11 protein-coding genes are annotated in these 11,975 nt (G+C 39.4%); 4 read left to right on the top strand and 7 right to left on the bottom strand.

The window, feature by feature from the left end:
• The first annotated feature begins 2 nt into the window (after positions 1-2).
• The 3 genes from nagA (at position 3) to GN303_RS00045 (ending at position 2,315) form a co-directional block, all read left to right on the top strand.
• Positions 3-1,118 carry an N-acetylglucosamine-6-phosphate deacetylase gene (gene nagA, locus GN303_RS00055; protein ID WP_110439209.1) on the top strand — a complete coding sequence of 372 codons (1,116 nt, stop codon included), beginning with the start codon at positions 3-5 and terminating at the stop codon, positions 1,116-1,118.
• A gap of 160 nt (positions 1,119-1,278) precedes the next feature.
• Positions 1,279-1,548 carry a putative hemolysin gene (locus tag GN303_RS08765; RefSeq protein WP_197037451.1) on the top strand — a complete coding sequence of 90 codons (270 nt, stop codon included), beginning with the start codon at positions 1,279-1,281 and terminating at the stop codon, positions 1,546-1,548.
• A 74-nt stretch (positions 1,549-1,622) separates the two neighbouring features.
• Entirely contained in the window at positions 1,623-2,315 is a 693-nt protein-coding gene (locus tag GN303_RS00045) for a pirin family protein (protein ID WP_110439208.1), read from the top strand.
• A gap of 49 nt (positions 2,316-2,364) precedes the next feature.
• Here GN303_RS00045 and GN303_RS00040 read toward each other — a convergent pair whose 3' ends face one another.
• A complete protein-coding gene (locus GN303_RS00040) occupies positions 2,365-4,296 on the bottom strand; it encodes an alpha/beta hydrolase family protein (protein WP_110439207.1) in 1,932 nt (643 codons plus the stop codon).
• A 168-nt stretch (positions 4,297-4,464) separates the two neighbouring features.
• On the opposite strand from GN303_RS00040, the gene GN303_RS00035 reads away from it, so the two are divergent.
• On the top strand, positions 4,465-5,043 hold the full coding sequence (locus GN303_RS00035; RefSeq protein ID WP_197037450.1) for a DedA family protein: 579 nt from the start codon (positions 4,465-4,467) through the stop codon (positions 5,041-5,043).
• Here the strand turns inward: GN303_RS00035 and trmB are convergent.
• The 6 genes from trmB to GN303_RS00005 all read right to left on the bottom strand — a co-directional run bounded on the left by trmB (position 5,038) and on the right by GN303_RS00005 (position 11,975).
• Complete coding sequence (gene trmB, locus GN303_RS00030) at positions 5,038-5,790, bottom strand: tRNA (guanine(46)-N(7))-methyltransferase TrmB (RefSeq protein ID WP_110439205.1); 753 nt, start codon at positions 5,788-5,790, stop codon at positions 5,038-5,040. The two genes, GN303_RS00035 and trmB, sit on opposite strands and share 6 nt — an antisense overlap.
• A gap of 11 nt (positions 5,791-5,801) precedes the next feature.
• The gene (gene metK / locus GN303_RS00025; RefSeq protein WP_110439204.1) at positions 5,802-6,989 is read right to left on the bottom strand and encodes a methionine adenosyltransferase; all 1,188 of its coding nucleotides are present in this window, start codon (positions 6,987-6,989) and stop codon (positions 5,802-5,804) included.
• A 98-nt stretch (positions 6,990-7,087) separates the two neighbouring features.
• Complete coding sequence (dapB, locus tag GN303_RS00020) at positions 7,088-7,885, bottom strand: 4-hydroxy-tetrahydrodipicolinate reductase (RefSeq protein WP_110439203.1); 798 nt, start codon at positions 7,883-7,885, stop codon at positions 7,088-7,090.
• Positions 7,886-7,919: 34 nt separating this feature from the next.
• Entirely contained in the window at positions 7,920-9,056 is a 1,137-nt protein-coding gene (dnaJ, locus tag GN303_RS00015) for a molecular chaperone DnaJ (protein ID WP_110439202.1), read from the bottom strand.
• 129 nt (positions 9,057-9,185) lie between these two features.
• Positions 9,186-11,123: a molecular chaperone DnaK gene (dnaK, locus tag GN303_RS00010; protein ID WP_110439201.1), complete on the bottom strand. Its 1,938-nt coding sequence runs from the start codon at positions 11,121-11,123 to the stop codon at positions 9,186-9,188.
• Between the two features lie 234 nt (positions 11,124-11,357).
• Entirely contained in the window at positions 11,358-11,975 is a 618-nt protein-coding gene (locus GN303_RS00005; protein WP_110439200.1) for a nucleotide exchange factor GrpE, read from the bottom strand.

Genomic DNA, 11,975 nt, shown 5'->3' with positions numbered 1-11,975 from the left:
GGATGACCAATTTACAAGGACGTATTGTATTACGTGATCGGGTTGTTACAGGTAACATATCTTTTGGTGAAATAATTTCTGATATCGAGGCTGGAAATTTATCCAATAAAGATCCACAATACTATATTCTGCCGGGTTTTATTGATGGTCATGTTCATGGTGGAGATGGCGCGGATACAATGGATGGTGCGGAGGCAATTGAAAAGCTTTCAAGATTTCATATGCATCATGGCACGACAACCATTCTACCAACAACCATAACACGGCCATGGAAAGAAATTCTTGATTCACTTCGGGCAGTTAAAGAGGTGCGACAAAAGGGATTGGCGGATCATCCCGATATTCGAGGTGCCCATTTGGAAGGTCCTTTTATCAGTAGTAAAAAACTGGGTGCCCAGCCTCCATTTAATATCATGCCAAAGGCAGAAGTGCTTCAGGAAATGATAGATCTGGATATTGTCAGAGTCATTACCATTGCCCCTGAAGTTGAATATATTGAACAGGCTGTTCCTTTATTAACCAAGGCTGGAATTCGTGTCAGTTTGGGACATACGGCATGCAGCTATAGCCAAGCCCAACATGCTTTGCAAATAACTCATACACATCATGGTGTTGTGGGGGGAACCCATTTATTTAATGCAATGGGTGGGATTGAAGGACGCGCTCCAGGTCTTGCCGGGGCCATATTAGATGATGATAAGGCATACGCTGAGATGATTTTTGATACCCATCATGTTCATCCTGTCAATTTTCGATTGGCACATCGTCAAAAACCCGATCATTTACTGTTTGTGACAGATGCGATGCGTGGAGCTGGAATGCCTGAGGGTGAAAGTGAATTGGGTGGACAGAAAGTGATCATTAAAAATGGTTGTGTGATGGGAATGAATGGACATCTTGCAGGAAGTGTCCTAACGCTTGATCAAGCCTTTCGTAACGCTTTGGTTCATGGGGCAACACTACCGGAAGCGACACGTTTGGTAAGTACAAATGCAGCCCAATATCAGGGATTGACTGATCGTGGTGAGATCACACTTGGAAAAAGGGCAGATTTTGTTGTGATGAATGCCAATATGCAGGTTGAACAGGTTTGGATTGCAGGCAAAAGAAGAGTCTAGCTACAAATTGGGTTTAAATTCTGATATGGAGCCTAACCTTGTTTGAGGTTAGGTTTTTTTATTTGATATTTGATGAGAGAATGGAGGTAAATAATTTGTTCTGAAATTATCTGAAACATAGTATTATAAATATAGTAAATACATTCAAAAGGGGTAAAACTTGAATAAATATTTTGTTAATATTGGAATATTATTATCGGTTTTTACCCTGTCCAATTGCCAGGCGGCCAATAAAAGTAATCATAAAACCTCATTTTCCTCCAAAAAAATAGGGATGCCCAATCCTGCCTCTGTTTATTGTCTAGAGTTGAAGGGAAAGCTGATCAAAAGACAAAATGATCTTGGAGAATATAATGATTGTCTTTTACCTGGTGGACAGGTTATTGAGGAATGGACATTATTTCGCAGAGACCATTCCGTTAAGAATTAGGAAACCAATGGTATTTATGAAACATTCTTGATTAATATCGGTTCCATTATCTTGAATATTTGAAAGTCTATAGAATGATTTATGTACGTAAGGCAAATGCAAGAGGGCATGCCAACCATGGCTGGCTTGAAACCTATCACAGTTTTTCGTTTGCAAATTACTATGATCCGGATTTTATGGGGTTTTCAGATTTAAGGGTAATTAATGAAGATCGGGTACAGGTGGGTAAAGGGTTTGGTCAGCACCCACACAAGAATATGGAAATTCTTTCCTATGTATTGGAAGGAACCATTGAACATCAAGATAGTATGGGTTTTAGGGAACGGGTAAAAGCCGGCGAGTTTCAGATCATGAGTGCCGGTACCGGAATTCATCATTCAGAATATAATCCCTCTGATCAGGAAACGTTACATTTTTATCAGATATGGATTAAACCAAATGAAATAAATATTAAGCCACGGTATGAAACAAGATATTTTCCTGAGGTTGAGGGTATGCAACTCATTTTATCATCAGACGCACGTGAAAATTCCCTAAAGATTTACCAAGACATGAATCTTTGGCGTTGGCGATTTAAGGCACAAGAAGATCATGAATATACAATTTTAAAAAGATACGGAAATGTATGGATTCAAGTTGTTACTGGTGAATTGAGAGTAAATGGACAATTGATTCAAACAAGTGATGGCGTTGCTGTTTTTGATGAGGAAAATATTCAGATCACAACAGTTAAAGCTGCTGAAATATTGCTTTTTGAATTATTGTAAATGTTTGTAACCCATTAGAACAAATCCAAAAAAGGATTTGCTTTTTTATCTAAGTGTGTAATGTTACCTTTTCAGAAACACTATCCGGTTTAAACCCAAGTATTTTACCAAAAAAAGCTAGCTCCAGCTCAAGAACTTTTTTTACGGTTGTCTCCTGTTTAAATCCATGTCCTTCTTCTTTAAATGTATAATATGCATGGGGAATATGGTTGTTTTTTAAAACTTTAATAATATTTTCTGCCTGTGATGGAGGGACCACCATATCTTTAAGGCCTTGAAAAAGAATAAGGGGACATGCAATTTGATGAATATGGGTCAAAGGGGAGCGTTCATGATAAAGCTCTTTTTCTTCTGGATAAGATCCGATAAGACCATTTAAATAGTTGGATTCAAATTTATGTGTTTCCTCAGCCAGGGCTGTTAAATCCCCCACACCATATAAACATGATCCTGCAGCAAAAATCTTGGACTTGACTAGGGCTGATAATACGGTAAAGCCTCCTGCGCTACTGCCTTTTATGACGATTTTTTTTGGGTCAACCTTTTGTTGCTTGATCAGATAGTTACAGGCATCAATACAATCCTGGACATCCAGGATTCCCCATTTTTTTTGTAATGCATTCCGGTAGGTTTTTCCAAAACCCGTAGATCCTCGATAATTAACATCAACAACCGCGAAACCTCGACTGGTCCAGAATTGTATCTTTGGGTTGTAACTGTTAACAGTTTGACCTGTTGGTCCACCATGAGCAATGACCATCAAGGGAGGTAATTCATTTTTATTTGGTTGAAAATGCCGATTGGTTGGTGGATAGAAAAAACCATAAGCATGTTGATGGTCATGTGTTGGGAAACATATAGTATGTCCAATGGAAATGTCTTCCTTGTGTATATGAACTAGACTTGATATTTGAATAACCTGTCTATTGTGATGATTATCCTGGTAAATGATTTCCGTTGGTCGGGAAGTTGAGCAATTTATCCAGGCAAATTCATTATTTTTTATGGGAACAGGACAATATTCAGGTTGATCTAGGGAGATTTTTTTGATTTTATTATGACTTATGACAAATGTTTCAGGAAATCCCTGATGAATAGCCTGGACAACAAAATTATTATTTGAAACCGGATACCAGTTTTTTTGGCCAAAAATCCAATGTGGTTTACCAATTTCGGCATTCATCTGGGTAATGGCTCTTAAGTTATCAGCTTCGTTAGTGTGTAAATTTACATGGTAAAGATTCCACCAATTTTCACGGTCACTGCAAACATAGAGCTGATTATTTTCTGTCCAGCCTGGTTCAATCAGAGATTCAATTTGTTTATTACCAGCCAAGATCCTTTTATTTTTAATCGCTTTATCATTAATATCAAAATCGGCACAGCATAAATACGTTGATTCCCATGGCATGAAAGGATGATACCATTCAATCCAGGCGAGCTTCGCTTGATCCTTTGATAATGTTGGTGTGCTATAAAAATCAGCCTTTTCATCCAGTGTTATCATTATATTTGGATTATCCAATGAAAATAGAACAAGACTGTTTTTAACATTATTTGTTGAATGATCTTCACAAACACAGAAAACATGTTTATCAATCAAGTTAAAGCTGGCAAAACGCAAGGCTTTGTCCTGATACAGACAAGTAGCCTGCCGATTTTGTGAAACAGTCCAAATCCCACCTGTATAAAGATCGCTAAAAACAATACTGTTTTTATGAACGCTATAGGATCCTCCACCATATTCATGTACCTTATTTCCAACAGAAAATGATGGTGTGGTTATATCCTTTATACCCTTGTTTTCATTCCATTGGACAAGAACGGTTCTGTTTTGTTCCTGTGGACGTCTTTCAAGCCAATATATGTTTTCCTCATCTATTTGTAATTCGGAAAAAATAACGTTCTTTCCTGCAACAGTTTCCGTTGTGAAAGGGGAGGGCCAACTTCCACAAGGGCCATTTTTTTTGAACATATTCATAACAAACTCGATAAAAATTAAATCTTTCTTAATTGGTTAGAATCGGTCATAAAGATAGTAAGATTTTTAGAAATGAAACAATATGGATTTTAAACACTGTTAGATTATATTTTACAATTTGTTCATCATTATGAATCCCATGCCTATTATATTGTTGGTCTTATCATTATGTTGGAAAGTATGGGATTAATCCTACCAGCTGAAAGCTTGCTGATTACCATATCCATTTACTGTGCCTCTCATTACAGTAGCCTCAATATTAATTATATTGCCTTATCCGCGATTGTCGGTGCGATTATGGGGGATAATTTTGGATATCTTATTGGTCGTATTGTTGGATATCCAGTATTGAAAAAATATGGTCCTAAATTCAAATTGACCCCAGATCGTCTATTATTAGGACAATATTTGTTTAAGCATCATGGGGGTAAAGCTGTTTTTTTTGGACGTTTTGTTGCCATTTTAAGGTTTTTTACGGCTTTATTGGCGGGTGCAACACATATGCATTGGAAGGATTTTTTAATCTATAACGCTTTGGGGGGTATGTGTTGGGCAGGTACCTTTACATATACCGCATATTTCCTGGGTCAGGAATTTCTTAGACTAAAAGGGACTATAGGCCTTGTTATAGGGATTATCTTTGTTGTAGTTGCTGTTCTGGTGTTTATATTTTTACGTAATAACGAGCATAGGCTTGTCAAACGTGCAGAACAGGAACTAAAAGTTGATAATAATAAAAAATCATGATTTTTCAAATATCCAGAAAATTGGTGATCTTCCAGCCTTGTAGGCTTTTTGTTCGTAACGGGTTGATGGCCAGCTTTCAGGACGTTTGTTCGTTTGCATGATTTTCTTGAAATAGGGTTGATTCTCCATGGTTTCTTCAACCCATGCCTGATAGGTTGGATCATCACTTGCAATATGCCATTGTCCTTTGGGGGTTAGAATACGATGAAGCAAAGGCAGACGTTCTGGATGGACAAACCGTCTTTTTGCATGTCTCGTTTTTGGCCAAGGGTCAGGAAAAAGCAGAAAAACCTTTTCAATTGAATTTTCCGGTAATGCACGGATCAAGATACGTGCATCTTCATTCCATATCCGAAGCATATTTGGAACAGTTGCTTCTGTTTCCTTAACATCTTCCTGAACAAGATTGGATAATAGGGAACAAATTCCGTTTTCGAATACCTCACATGCAATATAACCAATATCAGAATGTATTTGGTGCTGGGCAAGACTGTGCTCACCTCCCCCAAACCCAATTTCCAACCATAATGCCCTAGGCTGACTTGCAAAAGCCTCAAAGGGGTGTTTGATATTTCTGGTTGGGAATTTGATTCGGGGAAGATAGTCTGAAAGAAGCCGTTTTTGTCTGTCGCGTAAAGGATGACCACGACGACGCCCGTACAAACGGTCTTTGGGTAGGGATGAATCTGTTTTGGAAAAAGGCTCTTGAGCACTTTCTCCACAAGAACCTTTTTGAATTATGGTCATATACTTAAGTTTTAACGATTAAAAGCATTTTGCAAAGCATCAACAAGATCAGTTTTTTCCCATGTAAAATCATCTTTTACCGGGTCTGGATGGCGTCCAAAATGACCGTAGGCTGAAGTTTGTTTGTATATGGGACGATTTAATCGTAAATGTTTACGGATGCCTCTTGGAGAAAGATCCATTAATTCACGTAAAACTTTTTCAAGTTTTGTTTCATCAATGTCTTTGCCTGTTCCATGTAAATCAACATAAACAGAGAGAGGATGGGAAATTCCAATCGCATATGAAATTTGCAGGGTACAAAGATCAGCAAGACCGGAAGCTACAATATTTTTGGCAAGATAACGACAGGCATATGCTGCTGAGCGATCAACTTTGGTTGGATCCTTACCCGAGAAAGCTCCCCCACCATGAGGGGCAGCCCCACCATAAGTATCGACGATGATTTTACGACCTGTCAGGCCACAATCGCCATCAGGACCTCCAATAACAAAAATTCCTGTAGGATTGACATAAAATTCTTTGTCTGGACACATCCAGCCTTCTGGCAATGTATTCGTAATCAGTTCTTTTAAAACGTCACGAATGTTTTCCTGTGGCATGGATTCCTCATGTTGGGTTGATAAAACAACAGATGTTGCGCCAACAGGTTTACCGTGAACATAACGCAAGGTTACCTGACTTTTTGCGTCCGGAAGAAATCCTTTACCCTTATGATCACTTGATTTACGTAGGTCATTGAGATTTTTTAGGATCTTATGAGCATAATAAATTGGGGCAGGCATTAAGGTTTCGGTTTCAGACGTTGCAAAACCGAACATGATTCCCTGATCGCCAGCGCCTTCATCTTTACTTTCATTACTGTCAACCCCGACTGCGATATGGGGAGACTGTGCATGTAACAGGTTTAATATATTTGCGGTTTTCCAAGAAAAACCGTCCTGGTCGTATCCAATTTCACGTATGGTTTCACGGGCTTTTTCATTGAGCATTTCTTTGGTAATGCTTTTCGGGCCACGCAGTTCTCCAGCCAAAATTACCTGATTGGTTGTAACAAGAGTCTCACAAGCTACGCGCGCTTCTGGATCTGCGGCAAGGTAGGTATCCAAAATGGTGTCGCTGATACGATCGGCAACTTTATCTGGATGACCCTCTGATACCGATTCCGAAGCGAACAGAAAATCGCTATTGTTTCGCATAATTTTTCTGCTATCTCACTAATAAATAAAAAAACATAAGTATTGTAAACAGACCCTTTTGTGGTCTATCCGTCAAGTATTAATTTAAAAAAAAATTATTATTTGACCGGATCCAGTCCCAAAACATGGTTCATGTCATATAAACCTGCGGGTTTATTGATACACCAAAAAGCTGATCGAACGGCACCTTTTGCAAAAATGCGACGATCAAAAGCTTTATGTGTAAGAACAATTTCCTCGACATCGGAGAGAAATATGGCACTATGTTCACCAACAATTTGCCCGCCCCTTAAGGAAGAAAATCCGATGGCATCTTTTTTCCGCGCCCCTGTAAATCCTTTTCTGCCAATTTCTGCAACAGATCCTAAATCCACCTTTCTTGCTTTTGCAATGGATTCCCCGATTGCCAGGGCTGTTCCAGATGGAGCGTCAACTTTTTGACGATGGTGTGTTTCCACAATTTCAGCATCATACTGATCGGCGGGCAAAGCTTTCGCCAGTTCAAAAGCCAGTCGGGTTATCAAGGTTACACCAGGTGAAAAATTAGCCGCCTGAACAATGGGAATGGTTTTTGCGGTTTCTTTGATAAGTTTTTGGACGGATTCAGATATGCCTGTTGTTCCTAAAATCCATGCTGTTTTACTATTGTTTAATGCTTTTGCATGTGTTTCCGTTGCTGTAGCATTTGTAAAATCGATAATTACATCACTTTTTTCGACCAGACTTGCAATGTCAGAGAAGATTTGAACAGAATCTGGTATATCATGAATGTCTTTTGAAAGTGATGTACCCCCAGATAAAACAGCATTATCTCTAGAGGTAATTTCTTCCATTAAAAGACGTCCAACACGTCCGGTTATGCCAGCAATACCAATACGTAAAACAGATGTATTCATTCTAAACACTTTCATTTATCAAAGAATAGATTAATCAGGATTTTCCTTCAAAGAAATCTTTAACTTTCTTAAAAAAACTTGTTGTTTCCGGATTTCCCTCATTTTCTTTATTTTGTGCTTCTGCCTCGAATTCTTCAAGCAGCTCTTTCTGGCGTTTTGTCAAATGTTGAGGAATCTCGACTTTGACTTCAATATACATATCACCACGTGATGAAGAGCGTAGAACAGAAAAACCCTTACCCCGTAAACGGAATTGTTTACCTGTTTGGGTACCGGCAGGAATTTTCACTTTTGATCTGCCACCATCTATGATAGGTACTTCAAGTTCTGTTCCTAAAGCAGCTTGCGTGATTCGAATGGGGATACGACAGAATATATTTGCCCCTTCTCTGTGAAATAGATCATGGGGTAAAACAGAAACATATACGTATAAATCCCCAGGTGGATTTCCATTGCTGCCGGCCTCCCCTTCCCCCGAAATCCTTATACGGGTTCCATCTTCAATTCCGGCAGGTATATCGATTTCCAACTCTTTATCTTGATTTTCAAGCCCGGTTCCATGACATTTTTTACATGGGTTACTGATGACCTGGCCTGTTCCATGACAGGTATTACAAGGGCGTTCTACCAGAAAAAATCCCTGTTGAGCACGGATTTTTCCAGAACCATGACAGGTCGGACAGGTCTTATTTCCATTGGTTTTGTCTGTTGATCCTGATCCATCACAGCTTTGGCAAGGTTTTTTTGTTTTATATTTTACCTTTTTCTTAATGCCTGTAAAAGCTTCAGTTAACTGGATTTCGGTTTGAATTTGGATATCAGCACCAGAACGTTTGCGACTGTTACCGCCACGATTCATACCCATCATATCGCCGAACATGTCAAAGATATCGCTGAAGCCACCAGCTCCAAAACCACCGCCGAAACCATTACCGGCCCCGCCATTTTGGAAAGCATCGTGACCAAAACGGTCATAAGCGGCTTTTTTCTGTTCATCTTTTAGAACATCATAGGCCTCATTTATTTCTTTAAATTTGGCTTCCGCCTCCTGATCGCCAGGATTGCGATCAGGATGATATTGCATTGCTTTCTTGCGATAGGCTTTTTTAATTTCTTCGCTACTTGACGTGCGACTAATCTCTAGAATTTCATAATAATCTCGTTTAGACATTGATGTCCTCAAATTATCTTCAAATAGATATCGTAACAAAAAGCAGCCCGCCTTTGTTGAAAGGACGGGCTTGACTTCTTACGACATATCAAATTGGTTAATATATCTTATTTAATAGGCATTGACCCATTAGCTAGATTTTTTGTCATTATGATTGACATCTTCAAAATCAGCATCAACAATGTCTTCTTCTGGTTTTGCAGAGGAACCTGCTTGATCTGCAGTTTCTGCTCCAGCAGCCCCTGCGGCTGCATTTGCATCATTGGTTGCTTTGTAAATGGTTTCACCGATTTTCATTAAAAGCTGGGAAAGTTTTTCAGTTGATGATTTTAGGGCCTCCAAATCATCACCTTCTTTTTTGCTTTTAACATCGGCTACGGCAGCTTCAATATCTGATTTTGTTGAAGCATCAATCTTGTCACCATGCTCTTGCAGGTTTTTCTCTACCTGGGCGACCATCATATCTGCCTGATTTCTGCTTTCAACCATTTCTTTCTTCTGCTTGTCTGCCTCAGCATTCGCTTCAGCATCTTTAACCATTTTTTCGATATCGGCATCTGACAGACCACCAGAAGCTTGAATACGAATTTGCTGCTCTTTACCGGTTGCTTTATCCTTGGCGGATACAGAAACGATACCGTTTGCATCAATATCGAATGTTACTTCAATTTGTGGAACTCCACGTGGTGCAGGTGCGATTCCTGTCAGGTCAAAGTTGCCAAGCAACTTGTTGTCTGCCGCCATTTCACGTTCACCTTGGTAAACCTTGATGGTAACAGCACTTTGGTTGTCTTCTGCTGTAGAGAACGTTTGGCTTTTCTTTGTAGGAATGGTTGTGTTTCTATCGATTAAACGTGTGAAAACACCCCCGAGTGTTTCAATTCCAAGGGATAAAGGAGTAACGTCAAGCAACAGTACATCTTTAACATCCCCCTTAAGAACAGCACCTTGAATGGCAGCACCAATTGCAACGACTTCATCAGGGTTAACGTTACGGGCGGGTTCCTTGCCAAAGAAGCTTTTGACGACCTCGATGACTTTTGGCATACGGGTCATTCCACCTACCAAAATAACTTCATCAATATTATTTGCTGATAATCCGGCATCCTTGATCGCTGCCTTACAAGGTTCTAGAGTTTTGGTGATTAGATCATCAACCAAGCTTTCTAGTTTTGCACGGCTTAGTTTAATGACCAAGTGTTTTGGACCGGAAGCATCAGCGGTTATAAATGGAAGGTTAATTTCCGTTTCTTTTGAAGAGGAAAGTTCGATTTTTGCTTTTTCAGCTGCCTCTTTCAAACGTTGTAAGGCAAGTTTATCACTGCGAAGGTCAATTCCTTGTTCTTTTTTGAATTCATCAGCCAAGAAATCAATGATTCGAGCATCAAAATCCTCACCACCAAGGAAAGTGTCACCGTTGGTTGATTTAACTTCAATTACACCATCAGATATTTCTAGAACAGAAATATCAAAAGTACCACCACCTAGGTCATATACAGCAATGGTGCCGCTATTTTTCTTTTCCAAACCGTAGGCCAGCGCGGCGGCTGTTGGTTCGTTGATAATGCGAAGAACATCAAGTCCAGCAATTTTACCGGCATCCTTGGTTGCCTGACGTTGCGCGTCATTAAAATAAGCTGGAACAGTAATGACAGCCTGTGTTACTTTTTCGCCCAGATATGCTTCTGCTGTTTCTTTCATTTTACCTAAAATGAATGCAGAGATTTGTGAAGGAGCGTATTTTTTATCTCTGGCTTCAACCCATGCATCGCCATTTTCACCTTTGACAATAGAATAGGGAACCAACCCCTTGTCACGGTTTACAGTCGGATCGTCAAACCGACGACCAATTAACCGTTTTACGGCGTAAAATGTATTTGTTGGATTAGTGACAGCCTGTCTTTTTGCTGACTGACCAACAAGCATTTCATTGTTTTCAGTGAAAGCAACCATTGAAGGGGTAGTACGGGCCCCCTCACTATTTTCTATTACTTTGGTTTCATTACCTTCACGGATAGCAACACAGGAGTTTGTTGTACCAAGGTCAATACCAATAACTTTACTCATTAATTCATCTCCTAATAGCAACTTTCACAAGACCCGAAGCGCCTTCTAAAAGTCCTTTTTTAAAAATCATGGTCATTAAACATTAACCCCCAATAATGGCGAGGTTACAGTTATGACTTGTTACCATTATATAAGTTTCTTTAGTGAAATCTTCAAGAAACCTTTTGAACAGCTCCATTATACACATTTAATTAATGGAAGTCAGCTAATTAATTTAGTTATTTAATATCTGCATTATGTGTTTTCAGGAGATTTGGCCACGACAACCATGGCTGGTTTTAACAGACGGTCATTTAGGGTCCATGTTGGGGTCCAGCTTTGAATAATGGTTCCCTGAGGGTGTTCATCAGATGGTTGTTCTGCCATTGCTTGATGTTTATTTGCATCAAATGGACTGCCTGTCGGATCTTCACATTTGATACCATTTTTTTCCAGAATTTTTAAAAATGAACGTTCAGTACTTTCAAAACCTTCACGCATTTTTGTAATCATTGGATCTTCATTCTCAGCTGGTTTTGGCAAGCTATCAATACCGCGACGCAGGTTTTCGGCTGCCTCTACGATGTCACGAGCAAATTTCTGTACAGTATACAGGCGTGTATCTTCAAGCTCTTTTTTATGGCGATTGCGCAGATTCTGATTTTCGGCTTCTGAACGCATCCACTGATCTTTCATGACTTGCAGTTCATTTTTCAACTTGTCAACTTCACTATTCTGGCTGGAAGAGGAATCTGAAGATTCCGTGCCGTTTTCCTCTTGTGGGAAAATAGTTTCATGACCCCGTGAATCTTGTTCCTGATCAGGAACAGAGCTATTTTCTGTATTGGCGTGTAAATTTTCTTCTTTTGTCAT

This window comes from Commensalibacter melissae, assembly GCF_009734185.1.
Lineage (GTDB): Bacteria > Pseudomonadota > Alphaproteobacteria > Acetobacterales > Acetobacteraceae > Commensalibacter > Commensalibacter melissae.
This window is presented reverse-complemented; position numbering and strand designations above follow the sequence as displayed.

Excerpts from the sequence above, each read along its gene's own strand:
- GN303_RS00035 (WP_197037450.1), top strand. The coding sequence starts at position 4,465 with ATGTTGGAAAGTATGGGATTAATCCTACCAGCTGAAAGCTTGCTGATT.
- dnaJ (WP_110439202.1), bottom strand. The coding sequence starts at position 9,056 with ATGTCTAAACGAGATTATTATGAAATTCTAGAGATTAGTCGCACGTCA.
- GN303_RS00005 (WP_110439200.1), bottom strand. The coding sequence starts at position 11,975 with ATGACAAAAGAAGAAAATTTACACGCCAATACAGAAAATAGCTCTGTT.
- nagA (WP_110439209.1), top strand. The coding sequence starts at position 3 with ATGACCAATTTACAAGGACGTATTGTATTACGTGATCGGGTTGTTACA.
- dapB (WP_110439203.1), bottom strand. The coding sequence starts at position 7,885 with ATGAATACATCTGTTTTACGTATTGGTATTGCTGGCATAACCGGACGT.
- dnaK (WP_110439201.1), bottom strand. The coding sequence starts at position 11,123 with ATGAGTAAAGTTATTGGTATTGACCTTGGTACAACAAACTCCTGTGTT.
- GN303_RS00045 (WP_110439208.1), top strand. The coding sequence starts at position 1,623 with ATGATTTATGTACGTAAGGCAAATGCAAGAGGGCATGCCAACCATGGC.
- GN303_RS00040 (WP_110439207.1), bottom strand. The coding sequence starts at position 4,296 with ATGAATATGTTCAAAAAAAATGGCCCTTGTGGAAGTTGGCCCTCCCCT.
- metK (WP_110439204.1), bottom strand. The coding sequence starts at position 6,989 with ATGCGAAACAATAGCGATTTTCTGTTCGCTTCGGAATCGGTATCAGAG.
- trmB (WP_110439205.1), bottom strand. The coding sequence starts at position 5,790 with ATGACCATAATTCAAAAAGGTTCTTGTGGAGAAAGTGCTCAAGAGCCT.